At 68.8% G+C, this 26,933-nt stretch carries 35 protein-coding genes; 31 read left to right on the top strand and 4 right to left on the bottom strand.

The genetic code is table 11. The annotated features are described in order from the left end of the window. The 27 genes from rplP (at position 1) to ACZ63H_RS00695 (ending at position 18,447) form a co-directional block, all read left to right on the top strand. On the top strand, positions 1-420 hold the full coding sequence (gene rplP / locus ACZ63H_RS00825) for a 50S ribosomal protein L16 (protein ID WP_009190136.1): 420 nt from the start codon (positions 1-3) through the stop codon (positions 418-420). Next, positions 420-644, top strand: coding sequence for a 50S ribosomal protein L29 (gene rpmC, locus ACZ63H_RS00820; RefSeq protein WP_018564811.1), 225 nt, complete (start codon positions 420-422; stop codon positions 642-644). The genes rplP and rpmC overlap by 1 nt, the downstream gene beginning before the upstream one ends. After that, positions 641-928 carry a 30S ribosomal protein S17 gene (gene rpsQ, locus ACZ63H_RS00815; protein ID WP_436955525.1) on the top strand — a complete coding sequence of 96 codons (288 nt, stop codon included), beginning with the start codon at positions 641-643 and terminating at the stop codon, positions 926-928. Before rpmC ends, rpsQ begins: the two co-directional genes overlap by 4 nt. Before the next feature lie 105 nt (positions 929-1,033). Then, on the top strand, positions 1,034-1,402 hold the full coding sequence (rplN, locus tag ACZ63H_RS00810; protein ID WP_003998823.1) for a 50S ribosomal protein L14: 369 nt from the start codon (positions 1,034-1,036) through the stop codon (positions 1,400-1,402). Between the two features lie 2 nt (positions 1,403-1,404). Further along, positions 1,405-1,728: a 50S ribosomal protein L24 gene (rplX, locus tag ACZ63H_RS00805; RefSeq protein WP_467932536.1), complete on the top strand. Its 324-nt coding sequence runs from the start codon at positions 1,405-1,407 to the stop codon at positions 1,726-1,728. Continuing rightward, the gene (gene rplE, locus ACZ63H_RS00800; protein ID WP_309095770.1) at positions 1,728-2,285 is read left to right on the top strand and encodes a 50S ribosomal protein L5; all 558 of its coding nucleotides are present in this window, start codon (positions 1,728-1,730) and stop codon (positions 2,283-2,285) included. The genes rplX and rplE overlap by 1 nt, the downstream gene beginning before the upstream one ends. A 5-nt stretch (positions 2,286-2,290) precedes the next feature. After that, entirely contained in the window at positions 2,291-2,476 is a 186-nt protein-coding gene (locus tag ACZ63H_RS00795) for a type Z 30S ribosomal protein S14 (protein WP_003948630.1), read from the top strand. 213 nt (positions 2,477-2,689) lie between these two features. Further along, a complete protein-coding gene (gene rpsH, locus ACZ63H_RS00790; protein WP_014674378.1) occupies positions 2,690-3,088 on the top strand; it encodes a 30S ribosomal protein S8 in 399 nt (132 codons plus the stop codon). 24 nt (positions 3,089-3,112) lie between these two features. Continuing rightward, positions 3,113-3,652 carry a 50S ribosomal protein L6 gene (gene rplF / locus ACZ63H_RS00785; RefSeq protein ID WP_030641195.1) on the top strand — a complete coding sequence of 180 codons (540 nt, stop codon included), beginning with the start codon at positions 3,113-3,115 and terminating at the stop codon, positions 3,650-3,652. Between the two features lie 3 nt (positions 3,653-3,655). Next, positions 3,656-4,039: a 50S ribosomal protein L18 gene (gene rplR, locus ACZ63H_RS00780; protein ID WP_344349894.1), complete on the top strand. Its 384-nt coding sequence runs from the start codon at positions 3,656-3,658 to the stop codon at positions 4,037-4,039. A 36-nt stretch (positions 4,040-4,075) separates the two neighbouring features. Next, a complete protein-coding gene (rpsE, locus tag ACZ63H_RS00775; RefSeq protein ID WP_019753099.1) occupies positions 4,076-4,681 on the top strand; it encodes a 30S ribosomal protein S5 in 606 nt (201 codons plus the stop codon). A gap of 2 nt (positions 4,682-4,683) precedes the next feature. Further along, complete coding sequence (gene rpmD / locus ACZ63H_RS00770; RefSeq protein ID WP_003998814.1) at positions 4,684-4,866, top strand: 50S ribosomal protein L30; 183 nt, start codon at positions 4,684-4,686, stop codon at positions 4,864-4,866. Positions 4,867-4,868: 2 nt separating this feature from the next. Next, entirely contained in the window at positions 4,869-5,324 is a 456-nt protein-coding gene (gene rplO, locus ACZ63H_RS00765; protein ID WP_030601181.1) for a 50S ribosomal protein L15, read from the top strand. A gap of 189 nt (positions 5,325-5,513) precedes the next feature. After that, positions 5,514-6,827, top strand: a complete 1,314-nt coding sequence (gene secY, locus ACZ63H_RS00760) for a preprotein translocase subunit SecY (protein ID WP_318201880.1) — start codon at positions 5,514-5,516, stop codon at positions 6,825-6,827. Then, positions 6,827-7,489 carry an adenylate kinase gene (locus ACZ63H_RS00755; protein WP_469860805.1) on the top strand — a complete coding sequence of 221 codons (663 nt, stop codon included), beginning with the start codon at positions 6,827-6,829 and terminating at the stop codon, positions 7,487-7,489. Before secY ends, ACZ63H_RS00755 begins: the two co-directional genes overlap by 1 nt. A gap of 100 nt (positions 7,490-7,589) precedes the next feature. Continuing rightward, entirely contained in the window at positions 7,590-8,426 is an 837-nt protein-coding gene (gene map, locus ACZ63H_RS00750; RefSeq protein ID WP_469860967.1) for a type I methionyl aminopeptidase, read from the top strand. A 227-nt stretch (positions 8,427-8,653) separates the two neighbouring features. Then, a complete protein-coding gene (gene infA / locus ACZ63H_RS00745; protein WP_003948620.1) occupies positions 8,654-8,875 on the top strand; it encodes a translation initiation factor IF-1 in 222 nt (73 codons plus the stop codon). Between the two features lie 60 nt (positions 8,876-8,935). Beyond that, positions 8,936-9,049 carry a 50S ribosomal protein L36 gene (gene rpmJ, locus ACZ63H_RS00740; protein ID WP_003998809.1) on the top strand — a complete coding sequence of 38 codons (114 nt, stop codon included), beginning with the start codon at positions 8,936-8,938 and terminating at the stop codon, positions 9,047-9,049. A 192-nt stretch (positions 9,050-9,241) separates the two neighbouring features. After that, a complete protein-coding gene (gene rpsM / locus ACZ63H_RS00735; RefSeq protein WP_067240336.1) occupies positions 9,242-9,622 on the top strand; it encodes a 30S ribosomal protein S13 in 381 nt (126 codons plus the stop codon). A 65-nt stretch (positions 9,623-9,687) separates the two neighbouring features. Continuing rightward, positions 9,688-10,092 (top strand): 30S ribosomal protein S11, encoded by a 405-nt coding sequence (gene rpsK / locus ACZ63H_RS00730; RefSeq protein ID WP_003956432.1) that lies wholly within the window; start codon positions 9,688-9,690, stop codon positions 10,090-10,092. A gap of 151 nt (positions 10,093-10,243) precedes the next feature. After that, the gene (locus ACZ63H_RS00725) at positions 10,244-11,266 is read left to right on the top strand and encodes a DNA-directed RNA polymerase subunit alpha (protein ID WP_003966937.1); all 1,023 of its coding nucleotides are present in this window, start codon (positions 10,244-10,246) and stop codon (positions 11,264-11,266) included. Positions 11,267-11,381: 115 nt separating this feature from the next. Then, positions 11,382-11,888 (top strand): 50S ribosomal protein L17, encoded by a 507-nt coding sequence (gene rplQ / locus ACZ63H_RS00720; protein ID WP_469860803.1) that lies wholly within the window; start codon positions 11,382-11,384, stop codon positions 11,886-11,888. 74 nt (positions 11,889-11,962) lie between these two features. Continuing rightward, entirely contained in the window at positions 11,963-12,826 is an 864-nt protein-coding gene (gene truA / locus ACZ63H_RS00715) for a tRNA pseudouridine(38-40) synthase TruA (protein WP_469860801.1), read from the top strand. 381 nt (positions 12,827-13,207) lie between these two features. Next, a complete protein-coding gene (locus ACZ63H_RS00710; protein WP_469860965.1) occupies positions 13,208-14,626 on the top strand; it encodes a glycosyltransferase family 2 protein in 1,419 nt (472 codons plus the stop codon). After that, positions 14,626-15,645 (top strand): glycoside hydrolase family 26 protein, encoded by a 1,020-nt coding sequence (locus ACZ63H_RS00705; protein ID WP_469860799.1) that lies wholly within the window; start codon positions 14,626-14,628, stop codon positions 15,643-15,645. The genes ACZ63H_RS00710 and ACZ63H_RS00705 overlap by 1 nt, the downstream gene beginning before the upstream one ends. Further along, positions 15,645-17,675: a glycosyltransferase family 39 protein gene (locus tag ACZ63H_RS00700; protein WP_469860797.1), complete on the top strand. Its 2,031-nt coding sequence runs from the start codon at positions 15,645-15,647 to the stop codon at positions 17,673-17,675. The genes ACZ63H_RS00705 and ACZ63H_RS00700 overlap by 1 nt, the downstream gene beginning before the upstream one ends. Before the next feature lie 28 nt (positions 17,676-17,703). Further along, on the top strand, positions 17,704-18,447 hold the full coding sequence (locus ACZ63H_RS00695) for a polyprenol monophosphomannose synthase (protein WP_469860795.1): 744 nt from the start codon (positions 17,704-17,706) through the stop codon (positions 18,445-18,447). 13 nt (positions 18,448-18,460) lie between these two features. On the opposite strand, the gene ACZ63H_RS00690 is transcribed toward ACZ63H_RS00695, so the two are convergent. Then, positions 18,461-19,330 carry a hypothetical protein gene (locus ACZ63H_RS00690; protein ID WP_469860793.1) on the bottom strand — a complete coding sequence of 290 codons (870 nt, stop codon included), beginning with the start codon at positions 19,328-19,330 and terminating at the stop codon, positions 18,461-18,463. 268 nt (positions 19,331-19,598) lie between these two features. On the opposite strand from ACZ63H_RS00690, the gene rplM reads away from it, so the two are divergent. The 3 genes from rplM (at position 19,599) to glmM (ending at position 22,173) form a co-directional block, all read left to right on the top strand. Beyond that, positions 19,599-20,042, top strand: a complete 444-nt coding sequence (gene rplM, locus ACZ63H_RS00685; RefSeq protein WP_014674395.1) for a 50S ribosomal protein L13 — start codon at positions 19,599-19,601, stop codon at positions 20,040-20,042. A gap of 42 nt (positions 20,043-20,084) precedes the next feature. After that, a complete protein-coding gene (gene rpsI / locus ACZ63H_RS00680; protein WP_003998795.1) occupies positions 20,085-20,597 on the top strand; it encodes a 30S ribosomal protein S9 in 513 nt (170 codons plus the stop codon). A 217-nt stretch (positions 20,598-20,814) separates the two neighbouring features. Beyond that, positions 20,815-22,173 (top strand): phosphoglucosamine mutase, encoded by a 1,359-nt coding sequence (glmM, locus tag ACZ63H_RS00675; protein WP_469860791.1) that lies wholly within the window; start codon positions 20,815-20,817, stop codon positions 22,171-22,173. Between the two features lie 37 nt (positions 22,174-22,210). Here glmM and ACZ63H_RS00670 read toward each other — a convergent pair whose 3' ends face one another. From ACZ63H_RS00670 to ACZ63H_RS00660, 3 genes are all read right to left on the bottom strand, one after another. Further along, on the bottom strand, positions 22,211-23,140 hold the full coding sequence (locus tag ACZ63H_RS00670; RefSeq protein WP_469860789.1) for a DUF389 domain-containing protein: 930 nt from the start codon (positions 23,138-23,140) through the stop codon (positions 22,211-22,213). 21 nt (positions 23,141-23,161) lie between these two features. Further along, positions 23,162-24,130, bottom strand: a complete 969-nt coding sequence (gene coaA / locus ACZ63H_RS00665; RefSeq protein WP_469860963.1) for a type I pantothenate kinase — start codon at positions 24,128-24,130, stop codon at positions 23,162-23,164. A gap of 139 nt (positions 24,131-24,269) precedes the next feature. Continuing rightward, the gene (locus tag ACZ63H_RS00660) at positions 24,270-24,872 is read right to left on the bottom strand and encodes a hypothetical protein (RefSeq protein ID WP_469860787.1); all 603 of its coding nucleotides are present in this window, start codon (positions 24,870-24,872) and stop codon (positions 24,270-24,272) included. A 197-nt stretch (positions 24,873-25,069) separates the two neighbouring features. Here ACZ63H_RS00660 and glmS point away from each other — a divergent pair, with 197 nt between their 5' ends. After that, complete coding sequence (gene glmS / locus ACZ63H_RS00655; protein ID WP_469860786.1) at positions 25,070-26,917, top strand: glutamine--fructose-6-phosphate transaminase (isomerizing); 1,848 nt, start codon at positions 25,070-25,072, stop codon at positions 26,915-26,917. The last annotated feature ends 16 nt before the right edge of the window (positions 26,918-26,933 follow it).

Raw genomic sequence — 26,933 nt, 5'->3', positions numbered from 1 at the left:
ATGCTGATCCCCCGTAGGGTCAAGCACCGCAAGCAGCACCACCCGAAGCGCAACGGTATGTCCAAGGGTGGGACGCAGGTTGCGTTCGGCGAGTACGGCATCCAGGCGCTGACCCCGGCCTACGTCACGAACCGCCAGATCGAGGCGGCCCGTATCGCGATGACCCGCCACATCAAGCGTGGCGGCAAGGTCTGGATCAACATCTACCCGGACCGTCCCCTCACCAAGAAGCCGGCCGAGACCCGCATGGGTTCCGGTAAGGGTTCCCCGGAGTGGTGGATCGCGAACGTCAAGCCCGGACGTGTGATGTTCGAGCTGTCGTACCCCAACGAGAAGATCGCCCGTGAGGCGCTGACCCGTGCGGCCCACAAGCTGCCGATGAAGTGCCGGATCGTCAAGCGCGAGGCAGGTGAAGCGTGATGTCGGCCGGTACCAAGGCGTCCGAGCTGCGCGAGCTGGGCAACGAGGAGCTTCTGGGTAAGCTCCGCGAGGCCAAGGAAGAGCTGTTCAACCTCCGCTTCCAGGCGGCGACGGGTCAGCTCGAAAACCACGGTCGGCTGAAGGCCGTCCGTAAGGACATCGCGCGGATCTACACCCTGATGCGCGAGCGCGAGCTGGGCATCGAAACGGTGGAGAACGCATGAGCGAGAACAACGTGACTGAGCACAACACCGAGGCGCGCGGCTTCCGCAAGACGCGCGAGGGCCTCGTCGTCAGCGACAAGATGGACAAGACCGTCGTCGTCGCCGTCGAGGACCGCGTCAAGCACGCTCTGTACGGCAAGGTCATCCGCCGTACGAACAAGCTCAAGGCGCACGACGAGCAGAACGCCGCGGGTGTCGGCGACCGCGTCCTCCTCATGGAGACCCGGCCGCTGTCCGCGACGAAGCGCTGGCGCGTCGTCGAGATCCTCGAGAAGGCCAAGTAATTCCTGCGGGGCTAACCCCGCAGGTCAGTTCCGCCAGGCTCGGCAGGGGCCCATCCCGAGAGGGAAGGCCCCTGCCGGGAACCGGCAGACGATCAGGAGATAGACGTGATCCAGCAGGAGTCGCGACTGCGTGTCGCCGACAACACTGGTGCGAAGGAGATCCTTTGCATCCGTGTGCTCGGTGGCTCCGGTCGCCGCTACGCGGGCATCGGTGACGTCATCGTCGCCACCGTCAAGGACGCGATCCCCGGTGGCAACGTGAAGAAGGGTGACGTCGTCAAGGCGGTCATCGTTCGCACCGTCAAGGAGCGCCGCCGTCCGGACGGCTCGTACATCCGCTTCGACGAGAACGCCGCCGTCATTCTGAAGAACGACGGCGACCCTCGCGGCACCCGCATCTTCGGCCCGGTCGGCCGTGAGCTGCGCGAGAAGAAGTTCATGAAGATCATCTCGCTCGCGCCGGAGGTGCTGTAAGCATGAAGATCAAGAAGGGCGACCTGGTCCAGGTCATCACCGGCAAGGACAAGGGCAAGCAGGGCAAGGTCATTGCCGCTTACCCGCGCGAGGAGCGCGTCCTGGTCGAGGGTGTCAACCGGGTCAAGAAGCACACCAAGGCCGGTCCGACCGCCAGCGGTTCCCAGGCCGGCGGCATCGTGACCACCGAGGCGCCGATCCACGTCTCCAACGTCCAGCTGGTCGTGGAGCAGGACGGCAAGAAGGTCGTCACGCGTGTCGGCTACCGCTTCGACGAAGAGGGCAACAAGATCCGCGTTGCCAAGCGGACGGGTGAGGACATCTGATGGCTACCACCACCACTCCGCGTCTGAAGCAGAAGTACCGCGAGGAGATCGCGGGCAAGCTGCGTGACGAGTTCAAGTACGAGAACGTCATGCAGATCCCCGGCCTCGTCAAGATCGTGGTCAACATGGGTGTCGGCGACGCCGCCCGTGACTCGAAGCTGATCGAGGGCGCGATCCGCGACCTGACCACCATCACCGGTCAGAAGCCGGCCGTCACCAAGGCCCGCAAGTCCATCGCGCAGTTCAAGCTGCGCGAGGGCCAGCCGATCGGTGCCCACGTCACGCTCCGTGGCGACCGCATGTGGGAGTTCCTGGACCGCACCCTGTCGCTCGCGCTGCCGCGCATCCGCGACTTCCGCGGCCTGTCCCCCAAGCAGTTCGACGGCCGTGGCAACTACACCTTCGGTCTCACGGAGCAGGTCATGTTCCACGAGATCGACCAGGACAAGATCGACCGCGTCCGGGGTATGGACATCACCGTGGTGACCACGGCGACCAACGACGAAGAGGGCCGTGCCCTTCTCCGTCACCTCGGCTTCCCGTTCAAGGAGGCGTGAGCGAGATGGCGAAGAAGGCTCTCATCGCGAAGGCTGCTCGCAAGCCCAAGTTCGGTGTGCGTGGCTACACCCGCTGCCAGCGCTGCGGTCGTCCGCACTCCGTCTACCGCAAGTTCGGCCTGTGCCGCGTGTGCCTCCGTGAGATGGCTCACCGTGGCGAGCTGCCGGGCGTGACCAAGAGCTCCTGGTAATCCCTCATTTAGGGATTCTGGGACCTCTCGGTAAGCAACCGGGACGGCAGGGCCCGATACCCACATGCCGTAGGCTGGTGGGGTTGGGCTCTGCCGCCCTGAACGACTTACTACGCCGTAGGTCCCCGCGCCGCACCCGTCCCGTCTTCAGAAGTACGGGGAGAGGGATGGCGCATATAGGAAACCCCGGCGAGAAAGGCCACAGGCCAATTCATGACCATGACTGATCCGATCGCAGACATGCTGACGCGTCTGCGGAACGCGAACTCGGCGTACCACGACTCGGTGTCGATGCCGCACTCCAAGATCAAGTCTCACATCGCGGAGATCCTCCAGCAGGAGGGCTTCATCACGGGCTGGAAGGTCGAGGACGCCGAGGTCGGCAAGAACCTCGTCCTGGAGCTGAAGTTCGGCCCCAACCGTGAGCGCTCCATCGCGGGCATCAAGCGGATCTCCAAGCCCGGTCTCCGGGTTTACGCGAAGTCCACCAACCTGCCGAAGGTGCTCGGCGGCCTGGGCGTGGCGATCATCTCCACGTCGCACGGGCTCCTCACCGACAAGCAGGCCGGCAAGAAGGGCGTGGGTGGGGAAGTCCTCGCCTACGTCTGGTAGCAGAAGGGAACGGAGGAAACAGCTATGTCGCGCATCGGCAAGCTCCCCATCGCGGTTCCCGCCGGCGTGGACGTCACCATCGACGGCCGTACGGTTTCGGTCAAGGGCCCCAAGGGCTCGCTGACCCACACCGTTGCCGCGCCGATCGACATCGCTAAGGGCGAGGACGGCACCCTGCAGGTGCTCCGCCCGAACGACGAGCGTCAGAGCAAGGCCCTGCACGGCCTCTCCCGCACGCTGGTGGCGAACATGATCACCGGCGTGACCCAGGGTTACGTGAAGAAGCTCGAGATCAGCGGTGTCGGTTACCGAGTGACCGCCAAGGGTTCCAACCTGGAGTTCGCTCTCGGTTACAGCCACCCGATCGTGGTCGAGGCCCCCGAGGGCATCACCTTCAAGGTGGAGTCCCCGACCCGTTTCTCGGTCGAGGGCATCGACAAGCAGAAGGTCGGCGAGGTTGCGGCCAACATCCGCAAGCTGCGCAAGCCCGACCCGTACAAGGCCAAGGGTGTCAAGTACGAGGGCGAAGTCATCCGCCGCAAGGTCGGAAAGGCGGGTAAGTAAGCCATGGCATACGGGCAGAAGATCCTCAAGGGCGACGCCTACAAGCGCGCCGCGATCAAGCGCCGTCACATCCGGATCCGCAAGAAGGTGTCCGGTACGGCGGAGCGTCCCCGTCTGGTCGTGACCCGCTCCAACCGCCACATTGTGGCGCAGGTGATCGACGACCTGAAGGGTCACACCCTGGCGTCGGCGTCCACGCTGGACGCGTCGATCCGCGGTGCCGAGGGCGACAAGTCCGCGCAGGCCAAGCAGGTCGGCGCCCTGGTCGCCGAGCGTGCCAAGGCCGCCGGTGTCGAGGCCGTCGTGTTCGACCGTGGTGGCAACCAGTACGCCGGCCGCATCGCGGCCCTGGCGGACGCCGCCCGCGAGGCCGGGCTCAAGTTCTGAGCCGCTTGTAGCTAGCGGAAAGAGAGAGGTAATCCAATGGCTGGACCCCAGCGCCGCGGTAGCGGTGCCGGTGGCGGCGAGCGGCGGGACCGGAAGGGCCGTGACGGCGGCGCTGCTGCCGCCGAGAAGACCGCGTACGTTGAGCGCGTCGTCGCGATCAACCGCGTCGCCAAGGTTGTGAAGGGTGGTCGTCGCTTCAGCTTCACCGCGCTGGTCGTGGTGGGCGACGGTGACGGCACCGTGGGTGTCGGTTACGGCAAGGCCAAGGAGGTGCCGGCCGCCATCGCCAAGGGTGTGGAGGAGGCCAAGAAGCACTTCTTCAAGGTCCCCCGTATCCAGGGCACCATCCCGCACCCGATCCAGGGTGAGAAGGCCGCCGGCGTCGTGCTGCTCAAGCCCGCGTCGCCCGGTACCGGTGTGATCGCCGGTGGTCCGGTGCGCGCCGTGCTCGAGTGCGCCGGTATCCACGACGTGCTGTCGAAGTCGCTCGGCTCCGACAACGCCATCAACATCGTGCACGCGACCGTGGAGGCCCTGAAGGGCCTGCAGCGTCCCGAGGAGATCGCGGCCCGCCGTGGTCTGCCGCTCGAGGACGTCGCCCCCGCGGCTCTTCTCCGTGCGCGTGCCGGGGCGGGTGCGTAATCATGGCGCAGCTCAAGATCACGCAGGTCAAGTCCTACATCGGCAGCAAGCAGAACCACCGTGACACCCTGCGGTCGCTTGGTCTCAAGGGGATCAACACCGTGGTCGTCAAGGAGGACCGCCCCGAGTTCCGCGGCATGGTGCACACCGTCCGCCACCTCGTGACGGTCGAGGAGGTCGACTGATCATGGCGGAGAACAACCCGCTGAAGATCCACAACCTCCGTCCCGCCCCGGGCGCCAAGACCGCCAAGACCCGTGTCGGTCGTGGTGAGGCGTCGAAGGGTAAGACGGCCGGTCGTGGTACCAAGGGCACCAAGGCCCGCTACCAGGTTCCGGAGCGCTTCGAGGGCGGCCAGATGCCGCTGCACATGCGCCTCCCGAAGCTGAAGGGCTTCAAGAACCCGTTCAAGACCGAGTACCAGGTCGTGAACCTCGACAAGCTGGCCGCGCTCTACCCGGAGGGTGGCGAGGTCACCGTCGAGTCGCTGGTGGCCAAGGGCGCCGTTCGCAAGAACAGCCTCGTCAAGGTCCTCGGCCAGGGCGAGATCTCCGTGGCGCTGCAGGTGACGGTCGACGCCGTCTCCGGCTCCGCCAAGGAGAAGATCACCGCCGCCGGCGGCACGGTCACCGAGCTCGTCTGAGTCCCTCAGGCGGCGCGTCGATGACGTAGACGATCCCGACCGGGGATACCTCACAATGAGGTATCCCCGGTTGGTCGTTCCTAGGGGGGCAGTGTCGCCGGTATGGTGGCCTGCACTGTTCTTTTTCGTATTCGTCGAACCTCAGACCGTCACCCTTGACGCAGTTGCGCGGGGGTCGCAGGAGGCACCGTGCTCACCGCGTTCGCCCGGGCGTTCAGGACGCCCGACCTGCGCAAGAAGCTGCTCTTCACGCTGGGCATCATCGTGGTCTACCGGGTCGGTACCCACATCCCGATCCCCAACGTCAACTACAAGGCCGTCCAGCAGTGTGTGACCGAGGCACAGGGCAACCAGGGCCTGTTCGGCCTCGTGAACATGTTCAGTGGTGGTGCGCTGCTGCAGATCACGGTCTTCGCGCTCGGCATCATGCCGTACATCACCGCCAGCATCATCCTTCAGCTGCTGACCGTGGTGATCCCGCGACTGGAGGCCCTGAAGAAGGAGGGCCAGGCCGGCACGGCGAAGATCACGCAGTACACCCGGTACCTCACGGTGGCCCTGGCCATCCTGCAGGGCACCGGCCTGGTCGCCACCGCCCGCAGCGGCGCCCTGTTCAACGGCTGCTCGGTCGCCACGAGCATCGTCCCCGACCAGGGCATCTTCACGACCATCACGATGGTCATCACCATGACCGCCGGTACGGCCGTCGTCATGTGGCTCGGTGAGCTGATCACCGACCGCGGCATCGGCAACGGCATGTCGATCCTGATGTTCATCTCGATCGCCGCGACCTTCCCGTCCGCGCTGTGGGCCATCAAGAAGCAGGGCTCGCTGGCCGGCGGCTGGATCGAGTTCGGCACCGTCATCGCGGTCGGCCTGGTCATGGTCGGGCTCGTCGTCTTCGTCGAGCAGGCCCAGCGCCGCATCCCGGTGCAGTACGCGAAGCGGATGATCGGGCGCCGGTCCTACGGCGGTACGTCCACGTACATCCCGCTCAAGGTGAACCAGGCGGGTGTGATTCCCGTCATCTTCGCCTCTTCGCTGCTCTACATCCCGGCACTCGTGGCGCAGTTCGCCGGGGGCCAGTCGGGCTGGAAGACCTGGATCGAGCAGAACCTCACCAAGGGCGACCACCCGATTTACATCACTTCGTACTTCTTGCTCATCGTTTTCTTCGCGTTCTTCTACGTCGCTATCTCCTTCAACCCCGAGGAAGTAGCCGACAACATGAAGAAGTATGGTGGCTTCATCCCGGGCATCCGGGCTGGCCGACCGACCGCTGAGTACCTGAGCTACGTTCTCAACCGGATCACCTGGCCGGGTTCGCTGTATCTGGGTCTGATCGCTCTCGTACCGACAATGGCGTTGGTGGGCTTTGGAGCAAGCCAGAACTTCCCCTTCGGCGGGACCAGCATCCTCATCATCGTGGGTGTCGGCCTCGAGACGGTGAAGCAGATCGAGAGCCAGCTCCAGCAGCGCAATTACGAAGGGTTCCTCCGCTGATGCGTATCGTCCTCGTCGGGCCGCCGGGTGCCGGTAAGGGAACGCAGGCCGTCCGGCTCGCAGAGAAGCTGGCCATCCCGCACATCTCCACGGGCGACCTGTTCCGCGCCAACATCAGCCGGCAGACGGAGCTGGGCAAGCTCGCGAAGTCCTACATGGACGCCGGCAACCTCGTCCCCGACGAGGTGACCATCGCGATGGCCAAGGACCGCATGGAGCAGCCGGACGCGGAGAAGGGCTTCCTGCTGGACGGCTTCCCGCGCAACGTCTCGCAGGCCGAGGCGCTGGACCAGCTGCTGCGCACCGAGGGCATCACGCTGGACGCCGTGCTCGACCTGGAGGTCCCCGAGGACGAGGTCGTCAAGCGCATCGCCGGCCGGCGCATCTGCCGCAACGACTCCTCGCACGTCTTCCACGTCACCTACAGCCCGCCGAAGCAGGAGGGCGTCTGCGACGTGTGCGGCGGCGAGCTGTACCAGCGCGACGACGACTCCGAGGACACCGTCCGCAAGCGGCTGGAGGTCTACCACACGCAGACCGAGCCGATCATCGACTACTACAAGGCGCAGGGGCTGGTCGTGACGATCTCCTCCCTGGGCCCGGTCGAGGAGATCACGCAGCGGGCGCTGGAGGCCCTCAAGCGCGAGAAGGCCGAGAAGTAGATCCCGGCCCGTCCGGCCGCGGTGCCCTCCCCGGGCGCCGCGGCCGTACTGTTGTACAGGTACCCCAGTCGACGTGAGTGACGGAGAGCGCAGGCCCCCCATGGTGCAGATCAAGACCCCCGAGCAGATCGCGAAGATGCGGGCGGCGGGCCTGGTCGTAGCCGCCATCCACGCGGCCACGCGCGAGGCCGCGGTGCCCGGCGCGACCACCCGGGACCTGGACGAGGTGGCCCGCAAGGTCCTCGCGGAGCACGGCGCGAAGTCGAACTTCCTCGGTTACGGCGGCTTCCCGGCCACCATCTGCACCTCCGTGAACGACGTGGTCGTCCACGGCATCCCCTCCGACGACGTCGTCCTGAAGGACGGCGACATCATCTCCATCGACTGCGGCGCCATCGTCGACGGCTGGCACGGCGACGCGGCCTACACCGCCTTCGTCGGCTCCGGTCACGCCCCGGAGCTGGTCGAGCTGTCGCGGGTGACCGAGGAGTCGATGTGGGCCGGCATCGCGGCCATGAGGCAGGGCAACCGCCTGGTCGACATCTCCCGGGCGATCGAGACGTACATCCGCCGACAGCCCAAGCCGGGCGGCGGCCGGTACGGGATCATCGAGGACTACGGCGGCCACGGCATCGGCACCGAGATGCACATGGACCCGCACCTGCTGAACTACGTCGACCGGCGCCGCGGCAAGGGCCCCAAGCTGGTCCCCGGCTTCTGCCTGGCGATCGAGCCGATGGTCTCCCTCGGCACCCCGAGGACCGAGGTCCTCTCCGACGACTGGACGGTCATCACCACGGACGGCACCTGGTCCTCCCACTGGGAGCACTCGGTGGCCCTCACGGAGCAGGGTCCGCTGGTCCTGACGGCCGTCGACGGCGGCAAGGCCAAGCTCGCGGAGTACGGCGTCACCGCGGCGCCGGACCCGCTGGCGTAAGCGCCGGCGGCCTGTGCCGGCCCGCCGCCGCGCGCGGTGGCGGGTGCCGGTGTGCCCGTCCTTCCGGACCCCGTGGCGTAGGGATCACCCCCATGGGGCAGACTTTCTCGATTCGCCTTTCCGGGAGCGGCGACGTAGACTGACTCGTCGGCTCTTGTGCACCCTCATGCCTGAAAACGTGAGTCCGTCACAGAGCCGATCAAGGTAGTCGATTCGAAGGGCGAAGCGTGGCCAAGAAGCAAGGTGCCATCGAGATCGAGGGCACTGTCGTCGAGTCTCTGCCGAACGCCATGTTCAAGGTCGAGCTCCAGAACGGCCACCAGGTCCTGGCACACATCAGCGGCAAGATGCGTATGCACTACATCCGCATCCTCCCTGACGACCGGGTCGTGGTGGAGCTGTCTCCGTACGACCTGACGCGTGGCCGGATCGTCTACCGGTACAAGTAGATCTTGCCCGCGCCCCGGGCCCGCCCGGTGCGATGGCACTGACCCGGAGAACCTCACCCCATGAAGGTCAAGCCGAGCGTCAAGAAGATCTGCGACAAGTGCAGGGTGATCCGCCGTCACGGCCGGGTCATGGTCATCTGCGAGAACCCGCGCCACAAGCAGCGCCAGGGCTGACGCAGGACCGTATCCCTCTGCACCTCTATCGCAGAGTTTCGCGCGACGCGAGCTGAATATGTTCATACGCAGGACCCGAGCCATCCAGCTCGACACCCCCGGTTCGGAGGCCGGGGACCCGGTTCGTACCTGGTACGGCGGCCGGGAGCCGGTTCTGTGGAAGACCTCCGAAGAATCACCAGGAGCCATTGAATGGCACGCGTTTCCGGTGTCGACATCCCGCGCGAAAAGCGCGTGGAGATCGCGCTCACCTACGTGTTCGGCATCGGCCGGACCCTCTCGAAGGAGACGCTGGCTGCGACCGGCGTCGACCCGAACACCCGCGTCCGCGACCTGACGGAAGAGCAGCTCGTCGCGATCCGCGAGTACGTCGACAACAACATCAAGACCGAGGGTGACCTCCGTCGCGAGATCCAGGCCGACATCCGCCGCAAGGTCGAGATCGGTACCTACCAGGGTCTCCGTCACCGTCGCGGTCTGCCCGTCCGCGGTCAGCGCACCAGCACCAACGCCCGTACCCGCAAGGGCCCGCGTCGCGCCATCGCCGGCAAGAAGAAGCCGGGCAAGAAGTAGTCCGCAGCGGACGCCTGTCCACGGTCTTCGCTGTAGGACCGACCACCTCCCGTAGGAGTTAATAGATGCCCCCCAAGGGTCGTCAGGGCGCTGCCAAGAAGGTGCGCCGCAAGGAAAAGAAGAACGTCGCTCACGGCCACGCGCACATCAAGAGCACGTTCAACAACACGATCGTCTCGATCACGGACCCGTCCGGCAACGTGATCTCCTGGGCCTCCGCCGGCCACGTCGGCTTCAAGGGCTCCCGGAAGTCCACGCCGTTCGCCGCGCAGATGGCCGCCGAGTCGGCCGCCCGCCGCGCCCAGGAGCACGGCATGCGCAAGGTCGACGTGTTCGTGAAGGGCCCGGGTTCCGGTCGTGAGACCGCGATCCGTTCCCTCCAGGCCACGGGCCTCGAGGTCGGCTCCATCCAGGACGTCACCCCGACCCCGCACAACGGCTGCCGCCCGCCGAAGCGCCGCCGCGTCTGACGCACGGCTGCCTCGCGCAGGCTCGGGTCGCGGGCGGTACGGCTCCGTGGAGCCGTACCGCCCGTACCCTTGCAGTACCCGCGCTGCACAGGCGCGGTTTCCGTCGGACGTCAAATAGCGGGCGTCCACGAAAGAAGGATCTGATCCACACATGCTGATCGCTCAGCGTCCCTCGTTGACCGAAGAGGTCGTCGACGAGTTCCGCTCCCGGTTCGTGATCGAGCCGCTGGAGCCGGGCTTCGGCTACACCCTCGGCAACTCCCTGCGCCGTACGCTCCTCTCCTCGATCCCGGGTGCCGCCGTCACCTCGATCCGGATCGACGGTGTCCTGCACGAGTTCACCACCGTGCCGGGCGTCAAGGAGGACGTCACCGACCTGATCCTCAACATCAAGCAGCTGGTCGTCTCCTCGGAGCACGACGAGCCGGTCGTGATGTACCTGCGCAAGCAGGGCCCGGGTCTGGTCACCGCCGCCGACATCGCGCCCCCGGCCGGTGTCGAGGTGCACAACCCCGACCTCGTCCTCGCCACGCTCAACGGCAAGGGCAAGCTGGAGATGGAGCTGACCGTCGAGCGCGGTCGCGGCTACGTCTCCGCCGTGCAGAACAAGCAGGTGGGCCAGGAGATCGGCCGGATCCCGGTCGACTCGATCTACTCGCCGGTGCTCAAGGTCACGTACAAGGTCGAGGCCACGCGTGTCGAGCAGCGCACCGACTTCGACAAGCTGATCGTCGACGTCGAGACCAAGCAGGCGATGCGTCCGCGTGACGCCATGGCCTCCGCCGGCAAGACCCTGGTCGAGCTGTTCGGTCTCGCCCGCGAGCTGAACATCGACGCCGAGGGCATCGACATGGGTCCGTCCCCGACGGACGCCGCGCTGGCCGCCGACCTGGCGCTGCCGATCGAGGAGCTGGAGCTCACCGTTCGGTCGTACAACTGCCTCAAGCGCGAGGGCATCCACTCCGTGGGTGAGCTCGTGGCGCGTTCCGAGGCCGACCTGCTCGACATCCGCAACTTCGGTGCGAAGTCGATCGACGAGGTCAAGGCGAAGCTGGCCGGCATGGGCCTGGCCCTCAAGGACAGCCCGCCCGGATTCGACCCCACGGCCGCCGCGGACGCCTTCGGCGCCGACGACGACGCGGACGCGGGTTTCGTGGAGACCGAGCAGTACTGAGTCTCCGCCTCCGGGGTTCGCGTCGGCGGACCCCGGATCTCCGACAGGCGACCGCCTGCTCGGATACTGACCCCGGTACCTGATACGGCCGGGGCAGACACCTAGGAGAAGAACCATGCCGAAGCCCACCAAGGGTGCCCGTCTGGGCGGCAGTGCCGCGCACGAGAAGCTGCTCCTCGCGAACCTGGCGAAGAGCCTCTTCGAGCACGGCCGCATCACCACCACCGAGGCGAAGGCGCGCCGTCTGCGCCCGTACGCCGAGCGTCTGATCACCAAGGCGAAGAAGGGTGACCTTCACAACCGCCGTCAGGTGCTCCAGGTCATCACGGACAAGAGCATCGTCCACACGCTCTTCACCGAGATCGGCCCGCGCTACGAGAACCGTCCGGGTGGTTACACCCGCATCACCAAGATCGGTAACCGCCGTGGCGACAACGCGCCCATGGCCGTCATCGAGCTGGTCGAGGCGCTGACGGTGCAGCAGAACGCCGTGGGCGAGGCCGAGGCCGCGACCAAGCGCGCGGTCAAGGAGGCCGAGGAGGCCAAGGCCGAGGAGACCAAGGCCGAGGAGACCAAGGTCGAGGAGACCGAGGCCCCGGCCGAGGAGTCCAAGGACGCCTGAGGCTCTGCCTGAACGCGGGAAGCGGGTCCGCCCTGAGGGGCGGGCCCGCTCCTGTGTTTTGAGAGGATTTCCACGTGAGTGACGAAGTGCAGCCCGGTTACGTCCGTGTCCGTCTCGATCTGTCGTACGACGGCACCGCCTTCCACGGCTGGGCCAAGCAGGCCGGTGGCCGGCGGACCGTACAGGGGGAGATCGAGGACGCCCTGCGGACGGTCACGCGGTCGAAGGAGACGTACGAGCTGACCGTGGCCGGGCGGACCGACGCCGGCGTGCACGCCCGGGGCCAGGTGGCGCACGTCGACCTGCCCGGGGAGCTGTGGCGCGAGCACCACCAGAAGCTGCTCAAGCGGCTGGCCGGCCGGCTGCCGAAGGACGTGCGGGTGTGGGCGCTGCGCGAGGCGCCGAGCGGGTTCGACGCGCGGTTCTCGGCGGTGTGGCGGCGGTACGCCTACCGGGTCACCGACAACCCCGGGGGAGTGGATCCCCTGCTGCGGGGCCACGTGCTGTGGCACGACTGGCCGCTCGACGTGGACGCCATGAACGAGGCCGCCCGGGCGCTGCTCGGGGAGCACGACTTCGCCGCCTACTGCAAGAAGCGCGAGGGCGCGACCACGATCCGTACGCTCCAGGAGCTGAGCCTGGTCCGGGGCGAGGACGGGATCATCACCGCGACCGTGCGGGCGGACGCCTTCTGCCACAACATGGTGCGCTCGCTGATCGGCGCGCTGCTGTTCGTCGGCGACGGGCACCGGGGACCCGAGTGGCCGGGGAAGGTGCTGGCCGCGGGTGTGCGGGACTCCGCCGTGCACGTCGTGCGGCCGCACGGGCTGACGCTGGAGGAGGTCGGCTACCCGGCCGACGAGCTGCTGGCGGCCCGCAGCAAGGAGGCGCGGAACAAGCGGTCGCTTCCCGGACTTCCGGGATGCGAAACCTGTTAGCTCCGTTGCATTTCGCGTCACTTACCCCTCATGTCCGGACTTAACGGTCATAACCGTCCGTAATGACTCTTACGCGTTTCATACGTCTCGGATACAGTTGCGCGTCCCGGCCAGAAGTTCGATGGGGAACCGGGGTTGGCCGGGGGGTCGACGGGTCGCCTGGGCCCGGGGTTGGACAACGGAATGACTTCAGTGGGTCCCGTGCGGGCCGGGGGGCGACGCGCGGTACGGCAGAGCGGAGGGCGGCGACGGGCCGGGCGGGGCGGGAACGCCGCGCTGGGACTGCTGCCGCTCCCGCCGACGGACAAGGAGAAGTACTCCTACGCGCGCCGGCACCTGTGGATCCTGACGATCAGCTCGCTGGTCAGCTTCTGCTGCCTGGTGCTGAGCCAGTTCAAGCTGGCGGCGTCCACCCCGGTGCTGTGGGTCTACACACCGCTGCTCGCGTTCACGGTGATCTACTACCTGGTGTCGCTGCGGGTGAACGGCTTCACCCGGGACTTCGACATCGCCCACCACCGGCGGCTGGTGCAGAACTGGCGGCCCGAGGCGTATCCGACCGTGGACGTGTTCCTGCCGGTGTGCGGTGAGCCCATCGAGGTGCTGCACAACACCTGGCGGCACGTGCGGGCGATGGCCGACCGCTACCCCGGGGTCTGCGTGCCGTTCGTGCTCGACGACGGCGCGAGCCCGGAGCTGGCGGCGATGGCCCGGGACTTCGGCTTCCGCTACGGCACCCGGGAGAACCGGGGCTGGTTCAAGAAGGCCGGCAATCTGCACTTCGGCTTCGCCCAGTCCGACGGTGAGTACATCCTCATCCTGGACGCCGACTTCACCCCGCGCGCCGATCTGCTGGAGGAACTGCTGCCGTACCTGGACGACGATCCGCGGATCGGCATCGTCCAGTCCCCGCAGTACTTCCGGGTGCTCGACTCGCAGAACTGGATCGAGCGCGGCGCGGGCGCGGTGCAGGAGCTGTTCTACCGCTCCGTCCAGGTGTCCCGGCAGGGCAGTGACGGCGCCATCTGCGTCGGTTCCTGCGCGATCTACCGGCGGGCGGCGCTGGAGACCAACGGCGGCACCACGCTGATCGAGCACTCCGAGGACGTGCACACCGGGTTCGATCTGCGCGGACTCGGCTGGGACCTGAGGTACGTCCCGGTCGCGGTCTCCACCGGGGTCTGCCCGGACAGCGCGGGCGCCTTCTTCAACCAGCAGTACCGCTGGTGCTCGGGCTCGATGAGCCTGCTCGGCAGCCGCAAGTTCTGGCAGGCGAGGATCAGGCTCTCCAGCCGGCTGTGCTACATGTCCGGGTTCTTCTACTACATCCACACCGCGCTGTTCACCTTCGCGGCCCCGGTCATCCCCATCGTGCTGCTGCTGGTGATGCCGGACAAGCTGAAGGTGGAGCACCTGCTGCTGGTGCTGCCCAGCATCCTCTACACCACGATCGTCTTCCCGATGTGGCACAGGGCGCCGTACCGGCTGGAGGCCTGGGCGGCCCGGATGATGTACGGCTGGGCGCACGTCTTCGCCATCTGGGACATCCTGCGCAAGAACCGCATGGGCTGGCAGCCGACCGGCTCCTCCGGTGCCAAGAAGAACAAGACCCGGCGGTTCTGGATCGGCATGTGGGCGTGGAGCGGCGGCACGGCGCTGGTGTGGGTCACCGCCGCGGTGTACCGGACGTTCACCATGAACGCCCCCGACTTCGCCCTGATCCTGTCCTCCGGGCTGTTCTACGCGCTGGTCGTCGGCCGTGTGCTGGTGCAGCCGCGGTCGGGGGCGGAGGCCGTCTGATGCCACTGAAGGAACGATTCCGTATGGCTCGGGCGGCCCTCGCCTGTGCCGTGGCAGGCGTCCTCGCGCTCGGCGGCTGCTCGCTGTTCGGCGGCGACTCCGACGACTCGCCGCGCTCCGGCGGCACGGCGGCCCCGCACTCCTCGGCGGGCCCCCCGGACATCCCCTACGACGTCACCCCGCTGATCAAACCGGCGAAGAAGTACCTCGGGGTGGCCGTGGCGGGCGCGCCGACCTCCATGAAGAGCGTCCACGCGTACGCGGAGAAGACCGGCAAGCAGCCGAACCTGGTCGAGTACTACGCGGCCTGGGGGGACGGCTTCGACGCCACCGGCGTGCGCAACGCCTGGGCCGAGGGCGCCCTGACGCTGATGTCCTGGGAGCCCTTCGACACCCCGCTCGCCGACATCGCGGCGGGCAGGTCGGACGCGTACATCAAGGAGTACGCGACCGCGGTGCGCAGGCTGAACCTGCCCGTGGTGATGGACTTCGCCGACGAGTTCAACGGCCACTGGGAGAAGTGGGGCACGGACGACGTGACCCCGGCCCAGTACGTGGCCGCCTGGCGCCACATCCACCAGACCTTCGTCGACGCCGGCGCCACCAACGTCATCTGGGCGTGGGCGCCCAACATCGTCAACCCGGTCAAGAACGTGGACCTGCGGCAGTACTACCCGGGCGACGCCTACGTGGACTGGATCGGTCTGATCGGCTACTTCACGCTCGGCGACGACAACGCCTTCGACAGCGTCTTCGGGCCGACCCGCGACCGGATCCGCTCCTTCACCAAGAAGCCGATGCTGCTGCTGGAGACCGCGGCCATGCCCGGCGAGCGGCGGCGGGCCGACGTCCGCAACCTGTTCGCGGGCGTCGCGGCCGACGACGACATGCTCGGTTTCGTCTGGTTCAACTACAAAAAGCGCGCCGACTGGCGGCTGGAGGCGAGCCCGCTGGCGCTGACGGAGTTCAAGCGCCTGGCCGCCGACGACCGTTTCGGCTTCGACGTACGGAAGCCGTGATGACCTCTCGACCCGAGTACTACACCCCGCAGCCCTACGACCCGTACGCGGAGGAGGAGCAGCAGGGCGGCTGGTTCAACTCCGACGGCTACGTCCCGCGCCAGCCGCACGGTTACGACGTCGCCCAGGGCCACGCGGTCCCCCAGGGGTACGACACCCCGCAGGGCCACGACGTACCCCACGGGTACGACACTCCCCAGGGCTACGGCGCCCCGCAAGGGTATGAAGCCCCGCAGGGGTATGACGCTCCGCAGGGCTACGACGTCCCTCAGGGCTACGACGTCCCTCAGGGCTACGACGTCCCTCAGGGCTACGACGTCCCTCAGGGGTACGACGTCCCGCAGGGCTACCACGTCCCCCAGGGGTACGACACCTCACAGGGCTACGACGCCCCGCTGGCGGACGGCCACGACCCCGGGGTCCACGCGTACCGGCAGCCGGCGTACGCCCCGCAGCCGGGGGAGGAGGAGCCGGCCGCGCCGGACGCCCCCGCCTACCACGTGCCCGAGACGCCCGAGGTCGGCTGGGACATGGCCGCCAGCCGGCGGCGCGCCTGGGTCAGCCGGGCCGTGCTGCTGTGCGTGCTGGCCGTCCAGGCGGTGCTCTCGCTGCGCCTGGCCAACACCGCGTTCCAGGACGAGGCCCTCTACCTCGCGGCCGGCCACGCCGAGCTCCAGCACCTGCTGCACGGCACCCCGCTGCCCGTCGACTACGCGGCCTACTTCTCGGGCTCGCCGCAGCTGTACCCGGTGCTCGCCGCCGCCGTGGACGACGTCTTCGGACTGACCGGGGCGCGCCTGCTGAGCCTGGCGTTCATGCTGGGCACCACCGGGCTGCTGTACTCCTTCACCCGGCGGCTGTTCAACGAGCGGGCCGCGCTGGCCGGCGCCGCGCTGTTCGCCGTGGTGCAGTCCACGGTCGTCATGGGCTACTTCGCCACCTACGACGCCGCCGCGCTGTTCCTGCTGGCCCTGGCCACCTGGATCGTCGTCCGCACCGACCGGGCGCCGGTGGCCGCAGTGCTGCTCGCCGCGCCCGTCGCCGTCCTCGCCGTCGGCGTGAAGTACGCGGCCGGCCTGTACCTGCCGACCATCGTCGTGCTCGCGCTGCTCACCGGCTGGCCGCACCGGGGCCGCAAGGCGTTCGGGCGGATGCTGCTGCTCGCGCTCGGCATCGGCGCCCTGGTGGCGGTCGGCATGTACACCACCGACCTGATGGACGGTGTCCGGCAGACCACGACCGACCGGGACCACGGCTCCGACAGCCCCGCCTTCCTGTTCCAGCGGTCGGCGCAGTGGGGCGGGCTGATGTTCCTCACCGCCGTCGGCGGCGCGGTCTCCTACGTGCGGCGCAGCCGGATGAACGAGTCCCCGGCCGCCCTGCGGCTCGGCACCCCCGGCCGGCGCTGGCGGGCACTGCTCGGCCTGGTGCTGTGCGGCACCGCGCTGCTCGCGCCCGCCTACCAGATCCACCTGGGCACCGTGGTGTCGCTGTTCAAGCACATCGGGTTCGGCCTGCTCTTCGCCGCGCCGATGGCCGGGGTGGGCGTGACCCGGCTGATCGGCGCCCACTTCCGCTATCCCCAGCTCGGCATCATGCTGTGGACCGCGACGCTCTGCCTCGGCATCTCGCAGGCGGACTGGCGCTTCGGCGTCTGGCCCGACTCCTCGAAGATGGTCCAGGTCATCGGCTCCCACGTGGACCGGAAGGGGCACTACCTCGCCTCCACCCCCGAGGTGCCCGTCTACTACCTGCGCGACAAGACCACCCACCGGCAGTGGCAGGGCGTCTTCGCGCTGGAGTACACGGACCGGAAGGGCACGTACCACTCCGGTGACGAGGCCTACCGGGCGGCACTGCGCGACGGCGAGTTCGACCTGATCGTCCTGGACGGTCTCACCAATCCGCGGGTGGACGCCGTCGTCGCGGACGCGGTCAAGGGCAACCCGCACTACCGGCTCCTGGCCGACCTGCCCTTCCGCAACTCCAGCGGCACCGGCCACTACCGCATCTGGACCAGGACCTCCTGAAGCGGGCCCGAGCGAGAAGAGGGAAGTGATGGAGCAGGACGAGGCCCGGGTCACCGTGGTGATGCCGACGTACAACGAGGCGGCGAACCTGCCGGGCATGGCCGAGGCCGTGCTCGCGCTGCCGCTGGAGGGGTTGCGCCTGTTGGTCGTGGACGACTCCAGTCCGGACGGCACCGGACGGATCGCCGAGGAACTGGCCGAGGCGTACAACGGCGCCGGCCGGGCCCGGATGAGCGTGCTGCACCGCACCGAGAAGGACGGGCTGGGCCGGGCGTACACCGCCGGGATGTCCGCGGCGCTGGAGGAGGGCGCCGAGTACGTCGTCCAGATGGACGCCGACGGCAGCCATCCCGTGGAGGCGGTGCCCCGCATGCTCCGGGAGGCCCGCAGCTCGGGCGCCGGGCTGGTGGTCGGCAGCCGGTACGTCGAGGGCGGCTCGCTGGACGAGGAGTGGGGCGCCCACCGGGTGCTGCTGTCCCGGTTCGCCAACCGGTACGCGCGCGCCGTCCTCGGCACCGAGATCAAGGACATCACGGCCGGCTTCAACCTGTGGTCGGCGCGGACCCTCAGGGACGTGGGCCTGACGTCGGTCGACAGCGCCGGCTACAGCTTCCAGGTGGAGCTGAAGTACCGGGCCGTCCGGGCCGGGCACACGGCCGTGGAGATCCCCATCCGGTTCGCCGAGCGCGCCGAGGGCGAGTCCAAGATGACGCTGCGCACCCAGCTGGAGTCGGCGGTGCTGCCCCTGCGGCTGCGGCTGAAGCGGTACTAGCGGCCGGCGCGGGCTACCGGGCGGCGGCCTGGGCCTGGGCCTGGCCCCGGCGGTGGATCTGGTTCACGGTGAACTGGGCCAGGTCGTTGCCGGCGCCGAAGACGTCGGTGTCCTTCTTGGTGACGTCCTTGCCGGTGGTGAAGCCGGAGATCGTGAAGTAGGCGTAGCGGCCGTAGGCGTTGCGCGTGGAGCGGCAGAAGGCGCCGTCGCAGAACGGCTTCACGCCGCCCTTGCCGAACAGGGAGCGGACGATGGAGCGGTCGTCGGTCTGCGCCTTGGCCTTGGCGGCCCGCGCCGCGTTGTCGAAGACGGCGACGCCGACGGTGACCGCGATGTCACCATGGGTGTAGGTGGCGCGCATCAGGCGGGTGCAGCCGTTGGCGGTGAGGATGCCCGGCAGGGTGCCGCCGGCCACGGAGGCGCAGCCCGAGGTGTCGTCCGTGGCGCCCTTCTCGTACACGGTGTCGCCTACGGTGAGCTGCTTGCCGGGGAAGAGCGTGTCGGGGCCGAGCGGGGCGGTGTCCTTCTCGGCGCTGGAGATGAAGTCCCCGGGGTTCAGCGGCGGCGGGGCGCTGGTCGGCGCGAAGGACGGCGGCGCGGAGCCGGACCCGGAGGCGCGGGTGGGCAGGGTGCCGGGACGGGCCTCGGGATCACCGCCGTCCGCGGAGACCACGGCCACGGCGACCGCGGTGCCTATCGCGAGGGTGGCCAGCACCCCGCCGGCCGCGAACAGCAGCTTGCGGCGCTTGTTCCGTGTCTCGGAGGCCTCGGCGAGCGCGGCCCAGTCGGGCGTCCCGTCGTCGTCTCCGCTGTTCCACGGCTGCTGGGAATGCGGTTTCCAGGGATCCCACTGAGACTGGGGTCCCCCCTGCCCGTAACTCATGGGGCGCATCTTAGACGGGGGGCCGGGGACACGGGGGCCGTGCGGCGACCCGCCTCGTTTTGACCCGCCCGGGTGCCGCCCGGTAACCTACTTCTTCGTTGTGTATTGGCTTGCTCATTCTCACGGGACGGGCCCTTACACCGGTCCACCGGGCCGATGACCAGCGACCCCACACACGCGGTTTGCGTCGCCGCCGTGGGTCCAGGCTGTCGTGATCGTTTCGGTGACCTTGTTTAGGACCATTCACTCGAAGCGAAGGCTACGAACCGTGCGTACGTACAGCCCCAAGCCCGGCGATGTGACGCGCCAGTGGCACGTCATCGACGCTCAGGACGTTGTCCTGGGTCGTCTCGCCACCACTGCTGCGACCCTCCTCCGGGGCAAGCACAAGCCGATCTACGCGCCGCACGTCGACGCTGGTGACTTCGTCATCATCATCAACGCGGACAAGGTGCACCTGTCCGGCAACAAGCGGACCCAGAAGATGGCCTACCGCCACTCCGGCTACCCGGGTGGTCTGCGCTCCGTCCGCTACGACGAGCTGCTGGACAAGAACCCGGAGAAGGCCATCGAGAAGGCCGTCAAGGGCATGCTCCCCAAGAACTCCCTGGGCCGTCAGATGCTCTCGAAGCTGAAGGTCTACAAGGGTGACCAGCACCCGCACGCTGCCCAGCAGCCGGTGCCGTTCGAGATCACCCAGGTCGCGCAGTAAGTCCGGCCACCCCCTAAGACTGAACAGAATCTGAGGAGAATCGTGGCCGAGACCACTGCCGAGCAGCCGCTCGAAGAGCTTGACATCGACAGCTACACCACCGAGTCCGAGGTTCCCGTCGAGGGCGAGTACACCTCGGAGTCCCTGGCCTCCCGCTTCGGCGAGCCGCAGCCGGCCGCCGGCCTGGGCCGCCGCAAGAACGCCATCGCCCGCGTCCGGATCGTCCCGGGCACCGGCAAGTGGAAGATCAACGGTCGCACCCTCGAGGACTACTTCCCGAACAAGGTGCACCAGCAGGAAGTCAACGAGCCGTTCAAGGTCCTGGAGCTCGAGGGCCGTTACGACGTCATCGCCCGCATCGCCGGCGGCGGCGTCTCCGGCCAGGCCGGCGCGCTGCGTCTCGGTGTCGCCCGTGCGCTGAACGAGGCCGACGTCGACAACAACCGCGGCCCGCTGAAGAAGGCCGGCTTCCTGCGCCGCGACGACCGCGCGGTCGAGCGGAAGAAGGCCGGTCTGAAGAAGGCCCGCAAGGCTCCGCAGTACAGCAAGCGCTAAGCTTCGCTGCCTGCTCGTACGTGGTACGGGCTTCGGCCCCGCGTACTCCGAACGCCCCGGCGGCACGCCACATGTGCCTCCGGGGCGTTCGCTTATCCCAGCCAAGGGCGTATAACGGCACAAGACGCTCAAAGGCTTGTGTGATCGGATGCCGGGCGCCTGCCACCCCGACGCGGCGCGGTCCGCTTCCGACATCGACGCTTCCTCAGGAGGACAAGTGGGACGACTCTTCGGCACGGACGGCGTGCGCGGTGTCGCCAACGCGGATCTCACGGCCGAGATGGCGCTCGGCCTCTCCGTCGCCGCGGCGCACGTACTGGCCGAGGCGGGCACCTTCGAGGGCCACAAGCCGACGGCGGTGGTCGGACGGGACCCGCGCGCGTCCGGGGAGTTCCTGGAGGCGGCGGTGGTGGCCGGTCTGGCCAGCGCGGGCGTGGACGTCCTGCGGGTCGGCGTGCTGCCGACGCCCGCGGTGGCGCACCTGACCGGCGCGCTCGGCGCCGATCTCGGCGTGATGCTCTCCGCCAGCCACAACGCCATGCCGGACAACGGCATCAAGTTCTTCGCCCGCGGCGGCCACAAACTCGCCGACGATCTGGAGGACCGGATCGAGGCGGTCTACGACTCCCACCGGCACGGCGAGCCCTGGCAGCGGCCGACGGGGGCGGGCGTGGGCCGCGTACGGTCGTACGACGAGGGCTTCGAGCAGTACGTCGCCCACCTGCTGGCGGTGCTGCCCAACCGGCTCGACGGACTGAAGATCGTGCTGGACGAAGCGCACGGCGCGGCCTCGGGGGTCTCGCCGGAGGCGTTCGCCCGGGCCGGCGCCCAGGTCGTCACGATCGGCGCCGACCCCGACGGGCTCAACATCAACGAGGGCTGCGGCTCGACCCACCTGGACCTGCTCAAGGCCGCGGTCGTCGAGCACGGCGCGGACCTCGGCATCGCGCACGACGGAGACGCCGACCGCTGCCTGGCCGTGGACCACACCGGCGAGGAGGTCGACGGCGACCAGATCCTCGCGGTGCTCGCGCTGGCGCTGCGGGAACGCTCCGCGCTGCCGTCCGACACCGTGGTGGCCACCGTGATGTCCAACCTCGGCTTCAAGCTGGCGATGGAACGCGCGGGCATCCGGCTGGTGCAGACGGCCGTGGGCGACCGGTACGTCCTGGAGGAGATGAAGGAGCACGGCTACGCCCTCGGCGGCGAGCAGTCCGGGCACGTCATCATCCTCGACCACGCGACCACCGGCGACGGCACGCTGACCGGCCTGCTGCTGGCGGCACGGGTCGCGCAGACCGGCCGTGCGCTGCGGGAGCTGGCCTCCGTCATGGAGCGGCTGCCGCAGGTCCTGATCAACGTGCCGGACGTCGACAAGTCGCGGGTGCGCACGTCCGCGGACCTCGCCGCCGCGGTCACCGAGGCGGAGCGCGAACTCGGCGAGACCGGGCGGGTGTTGCTGCGTCCGTCGGGGACGGAGCCGCTGGTGCGGGTGATGGTCGAGGCCGCGGACATCGAGCAGGCCCGGGCCGTCGCCGGACGGCTGGCCGACGCGGTCAAGGCGGCGCTGGGCTAGGGCCTGACCGTCGGGGCGGGGGCACGGCCCGCGCCCCTCACGGGCGTTGCCGCCGGTACGTCCAGAAGTACTTCTGGGCGAGCAGCGTGACGGTCCCCGCCAGCACGATGCCCAGCAGGTTCAGCAGGAGCTGGACGGTCGAACCGCTGGTCTGTGACATGTCGCCGTAGGCCAGCGCCACCGCCGCGTTGGCCGCGGCCGGGACCGTGGTCACCGAGATGGCCACGCCCACCAGCGCCCCCGACTTCGCGGAGGTCAGCGAGAGGGTGCCGGCGACGCCGGCCAGGACCGCCACGATGAACGAGAAGGCGTCGGGGGCGTACACGAACGCGGTGTTGGGCCGCTCGCCCTCCAGGGCGGACCGGTGGAAGAGTCCGAGGACGTCCATGAGCACCGTGAACCCGACCGTCACCGCCATCGCCGCGGCGAAGCCCACCAGCAGGGCGGTCAGCGACCGCAGCGCCAGCCGCGGCCGGCGCCGTACCAGCGCCGTGCCGATGCCGGCCAGCGGGCCGAACTCCGGGCCCACCGCCATCGCGCCCACGATCAGCACCGCGTTGTCCAGGACGACACCGCAGGCGGCGATCATCGTGGCCAGGGTGATGAAGGCGAGGTAGGTGACCGTCAGGGTCGACTCCTCGTGGGTGGCCTCGGTCAGGCCCTCCCACAGCACCGCGTCCGCGCCCTCGCCGGGCGCGGCCTCCTCGGCCTCCTCGGCCCGCCGGGACAGCGCCAGGCCGATGTCGTCCACGGCGATGGAACCGGTGTCCTCCAGGCCCAGGCGCCGCAGCCCGGCGATGAGTTCGTCACCCGCCTCGCGGGCCACGTCGCACAGCACGAGGTCGCCGGCCGGGTCGCGGGCGGCGCCGGGCAGGACGACGAGGTGGGTGGTGCCGACCGTCCGCTCGATCAGGTCCACCACCTCCCGCGTCGTCCCGGCCGGGGAGATCAGACGCAGATGCAGCATGCGCCCATCCAACCGGACCGGCTACAGCTTGCGCAGCCGCAGCCGCTGCACCTTGTGGTCCGGGCCCTTGCGCAGGATGAGGCCGGCCCGGCCGCGGGTCGGCGCGATGTTCTCCACCAGGTTCGGCTTGTTGATGGTCCGCCAGAGCATGAGCGCGTACTCCAGGGCCTCCTCCTCGGAGACCTGGGTGTACTTGCGGAAGTACGACGACGGGTCCTGGAAGGCCGTCCGGCGCAGCTTGCGGAAGCGGTTCAGGTACCAGCGCTCGATGTCCTCGGCGCTCGCGTCGACGTACACGCTGAAGTCGAAGTAGTCGGCGAGACCGACGCGGGTACGGCCGTCCTTGCCGGGCAGGGCGGGCTGGAGGACGTTCAGGCCCTCCACGATGAGGATGTCGGGGCGGCGCACGACGAGCCGCTCGTCCGGCACGATGTCGTAGATGAGGTGGGAGTAGACCGGCGCGGTCACCTCGGCCTTGCCGGCCTTGATGTCGGCGACGAACCGGGTCAGGGCCCGGCGGTCGTAGGACTCGGGGAAACCCTTCCGCGACATCAGGCCGCGGGCCTCCAGCTCCCGGGTGGGCAGCAGGAAGCCGTCCGTCGTCACCAGCTCCACGCGGGGATGCTCGGGCCAGCGGGACAGCAGGGCCTGGAGCAGACGGGCGACGGTGGACTTGCCGACGGCCACGGAGCCGGCGACGCCTATCACGAACGGGGTGCCGGACTGGGAGCCCTTCTCCCCGAGGAAGGTGTTCAGCGCGCCGCGCAGGCCGTCCGTGGCGCCGACGTAGAGGTTGAGGAGCCGGGAGAGCGGGAGGTAGATGTCCCGCACCTCGTCCAGGTCGATGACGTCACCGAGCCCGCGGAGCTTCTCCACCTCCTCGGCGGTGAGCGGCAACGGCGTCTTGTCGCGCAGCGCGCTCCACTCGGCGCGGGTGAGATCGACGTAGGGAGTCGCCTCCGGCCTGTGCCGGTGGGCGCTCCGGGGCATCGAGGAGACCGGTGAGATCACAGTCCATTGTTAACGGAGTTTGAACGGGACGGCGGGGTGGGGTGCGTCACGTGGCCTTGCGGAGGGGGACCGGACGGCGTTCCTCCCGAGGAGCCCGGGGCGAACGCCGTCCGTGCCGCTACGCCTGCTCGACCAGATACCTGACGGAGTCCACGACGTACTCGCCGTACCGGAGCGCCGATCCGATGGCCTCCAGCCTCTGGTACCGCTGCGGTGACAGCGATCCGTCCGGTGCGCACATCATCGCTCTCAACAGCACCCGGAAGGCCAGGTCCGGGGTGCACCGGCGCGCGCAGTCGACGAGCGCCGCCCGCACTTCGGCACCCAGGAACCGCGTGCTCTCGATCTCGGTGACGACCGCGCCGAGGCAGGCCGTGCCGTCCTCGGCGTCCGCGCCCGTGAACGGACGCACCTCCGCACCCGCCGACAGCCGCGCGTCACACAGTTCGACGAGCGTCCGCGTCCACCCGGCTCCTCCCCCCAAGGGCCGCAAACCCGGCATGTACTGCGCTCCGGCGTACCAGAGCACCTCCAACGTCGGCGAGGGGAGGGCGCCGAGAACCCGCGCGTCCCGCTGCAGCGCCAGTGCCTCCTCGTCGCACGAGGCCGTGAGCTGTCTGACGACAACGTCGGCTGCGGTGTCCCCGTCGTGATGCCAATCCTGGTGGAAATAGCCCATCACCCGCGAGACACCGAAGTCGAACTCGGTGAAACGTGGCACCCTGACCCTCCTTCCGCTTCGGAGAGTCTGTTCGAATTCTGTGTGGTCGATGTGGCGGTCTCCTGATGTTGGCCTGCTTTCGTCTCCCGTCGGTTCGGGGCGTGAGTCGCTCTCAGGCTTCGTACGACGGTGGGAATTTCCGATTCCGGGCAGGCTTCGGCCGTTTCTGATCGGCTGTGGCGCTTAGGCTGCCGCTCATGTGCGGAATCGTGGGATACGTAGGGTCACAGTCGGCACTGGACGTCGTGATGGCCGGGCTGAAGCGGCTGGAGTACCGGGGGTACGACTCGGCGGGGGTCGCCGTGCTCGCGGACGGGGGGCTGGCCGCGGCGAAGAAGGCCGGGAAGCTGGTCAACCTGGAGAAGGAACTGGCCGAACGGCCGCTGCCGGCCGGCTCCACCGGCATCGGGCACACCCGCTGGGCCACCCACGGCGGTCCCACGGACGCCAACGCCCACCCGCACCTGGACAACGCCGGCCGGGTCGCCGTGGTGCACAACGGCATCATCGAGAACTTCGCGCTGCTGCGCGCCGAACTCGCCGAGCGCGGGCACGCGTTGACGTCCGAGACGGACACCGAGGTCGTCGCTCACCTGCTCGCCGAGGAGTTCTCCGTCACCGCCGACCTCGCCGAGGCCATGCGGCTGGTGTGCCGTCGGCTGGAGGGCGCGTTCACGCTGGTCGCCGTGCACGCCGACGATCCGGACGTGGTGGTCGGCGCCCGCCGCAACTCCCCGCTGGTGGTGGGCGTCGGCGACGGCGAGGCGTTCCTGGCCTCCGACGTCGCCGCGTTCATCGCCCACACCCGCTCCGCGATCGAGCTGGACCAGGACCAGGTGGTGGAGCTGCGCCGGGACGGCGTCACGGTGACCGGCTTCGACGGCCGCCCCGCCGACGTCCGCTCCTACCACGTCGACTGGGACGCCTCGGCCGCCGAGAAGGGCGGCTACGACTACTTCATGCTCAAGGAGATCGCCGAGCAGCCCAAGGCGGTCGCCGACACCCTGCTCGGCCGCATCGACCCGTCCGGCTCGCTGACCCTGGACGAGGTGCGGATCAGCCCCTCCGAACTGCGCGAGGTCGACAAGGTCGTCATCGTCGCCTGCGGCACGGCCTTCCACGCCGGCCTGATCGCCAAGTACGCCATCGAACACTGGACCCGCATCCCCTGCGAGGTCGAGCTGGCCAGCGAGTTCCGCTACCGGGACCCGATCCTGGACGGCCGCTCCCTGGTGATCGCCATCTCCCAGTCCGGCGAGACCATGGACACCCTGATGGCACTGCGGCACGCCCGCGAGCAGGGCTCCAAGGTGCTGGCGATCTGCAACACCAACGGCTCCACCATCCCCCGCGAGTCCGACGCCGTGCTGTACACGCACGCCGGCCCCGAGGTCGCCGTCGCCTCGACCAAGGCGTTCCTCACCCAGCTCGTCGCCTGCTACCTGGTCGCCCTGTACCTCGGCCAGGTGCGCGGCACCAAGTGGGGCGACGAGGTCCACGCGGTCATCAGGGACCTGTCCCGGATCTCGGACGAGGTGGAACGGGTCCTGGAGACCATGGAGCCGGTCCGCGCGCTGGCCCGCACCCTGGCGACGAAGAACACCGTCCTCTTCCTCGGCCGCCACGTCGGCTACCCGGTGGCCCTGGAGGGCGCGCTGAAGCTGAAGGAGCTGGCCTACATGCACGCCGAGGGCTTCGCCGCCGGCGAGCTGAAGCACGGGCCCATCGCGTTGATCGAGGAGGACCTGCCGGTCGTGGTGGTCGTGCCCTCGCCGCGCGGCCGGTCCCTCCTGCACGACAAGATCGTCTCCAACATCCAGGAGATCCGCGCCCGCGGCGCCCGCACCATCGTCATCGCGGAGGAGGGCGACGAGACGGTCGTCCCCTACGCCGACCACCTGATCCGCATCCCGGCCACGCCGACGCTCCTCCAGCCGCTGGTGGCCACCGTGCCGTTGCAGGTCTTCGCCTGCGAGCTGGCCACGGCCCGGGGCAACGAGGTCGACCAGCCCCGCAACCTCGCGAAGTCCGTCACGGTGGAGTGAGCCGGCCGGAACGGGA

This window comes from Streptomyces sp. NPDC104831, assembly GCF_055583025.1.
The sequence above is the reverse complement of the archived record's forward strand: the minus strand, read 5'-3'. Positions and strand labels throughout refer to the sequence as shown.

Coding starts and splice junctions, on each gene's coding strand:
- rplP (WP_009190136.1), top strand. CDS start 1: ATGCTGATCCCCCGTAGGGTCAAGCACCGCAAGCAGCACCACCCGAAG.
- rpmC (WP_018564811.1), top strand. CDS start 420: ATGTCGGCCGGTACCAAGGCGTCCGAGCTGCGCGAGCTGGGCAACGAG.
- rpsQ (WP_436955525.1), top strand. CDS start 641: ATGAGCGAGAACAACGTGACTGAGCACAACACCGAGGCGCGCGGCTTC.
- rplX (WP_467932536.1), top strand. CDS start 1,405: ATGAAGATCAAGAAGGGCGACCTGGTCCAGGTCATCACCGGCAAGGAC.
- rplE (WP_309095770.1), top strand. CDS start 1,728: ATGGCTACCACCACCACTCCGCGTCTGAAGCAGAAGTACCGCGAGGAG.
- ACZ63H_RS00795 (WP_003948630.1), top strand. CDS start 2,291: ATGGCGAAGAAGGCTCTCATCGCGAAGGCTGCTCGCAAGCCCAAGTTC.
- rpsH (WP_014674378.1), top strand. CDS start 2,690: ATGACCATGACTGATCCGATCGCAGACATGCTGACGCGTCTGCGGAAC.
- rplF (WP_030641195.1), top strand. CDS start 3,113: ATGTCGCGCATCGGCAAGCTCCCCATCGCGGTTCCCGCCGGCGTGGAC.
- rplR (WP_344349894.1), top strand. CDS start 3,656: ATGGCATACGGGCAGAAGATCCTCAAGGGCGACGCCTACAAGCGCGCC.
- rpsE (WP_019753099.1), top strand. CDS start 4,076: ATGGCTGGACCCCAGCGCCGCGGTAGCGGTGCCGGTGGCGGCGAGCGG.
- rpmD (WP_003998814.1), top strand. CDS start 4,684: ATGGCGCAGCTCAAGATCACGCAGGTCAAGTCCTACATCGGCAGCAAG.
- rplO (WP_030601181.1), top strand. CDS start 4,869: ATGGCGGAGAACAACCCGCTGAAGATCCACAACCTCCGTCCCGCCCCG.
- ACZ63H_RS00755 (WP_469860805.1), top strand. CDS start 6,827: ATGCGTATCGTCCTCGTCGGGCCGCCGGGTGCCGGTAAGGGAACGCAG.
- map (WP_469860967.1), top strand. CDS start 7,590: ATGGTGCAGATCAAGACCCCCGAGCAGATCGCGAAGATGCGGGCGGCG.
- rpmJ (WP_003998809.1), top strand. CDS start 8,936: ATGAAGGTCAAGCCGAGCGTCAAGAAGATCTGCGACAAGTGCAGGGTG.
- rpsM (WP_067240336.1), top strand. CDS start 9,242: ATGGCACGCGTTTCCGGTGTCGACATCCCGCGCGAAAAGCGCGTGGAG.
- rpsK (WP_003956432.1), top strand. CDS start 9,688: ATGCCCCCCAAGGGTCGTCAGGGCGCTGCCAAGAAGGTGCGCCGCAAG.
- ACZ63H_RS00725 (WP_003966937.1), top strand. CDS start 10,244: ATGCTGATCGCTCAGCGTCCCTCGTTGACCGAAGAGGTCGTCGACGAG.
- rplQ (WP_469860803.1), top strand. CDS start 11,382: ATGCCGAAGCCCACCAAGGGTGCCCGTCTGGGCGGCAGTGCCGCGCAC.
- ACZ63H_RS00705 (WP_469860799.1), top strand. CDS start 14,626: ATGCCACTGAAGGAACGATTCCGTATGGCTCGGGCGGCCCTCGCCTGT.
- ACZ63H_RS00700 (WP_469860797.1), top strand. CDS start 15,645: ATGACCTCTCGACCCGAGTACTACACCCCGCAGCCCTACGACCCGTAC.
- ACZ63H_RS00695 (WP_469860795.1), top strand. CDS start 17,704: ATGGAGCAGGACGAGGCCCGGGTCACCGTGGTGATGCCGACGTACAAC.
- ACZ63H_RS00690 (WP_469860793.1), bottom strand. CDS start 19,330: ATGAGTTACGGGCAGGGGGGACCCCAGTCTCAGTGGGATCCCTGGAAA.
- ACZ63H_RS00670 (WP_469860789.1), bottom strand. CDS start 23,140: ATGCTGCATCTGCGTCTGATCTCCCCGGCCGGGACGACGCGGGAGGTG.
- coaA (WP_469860963.1), bottom strand. CDS start 24,130: ATGCCCCGGAGCGCCCACCGGCACAGGCCGGAGGCGACTCCCTACGTC.
- glmS (WP_469860786.1), top strand. CDS start 25,070: ATGTGCGGAATCGTGGGATACGTAGGGTCACAGTCGGCACTGGACGTC.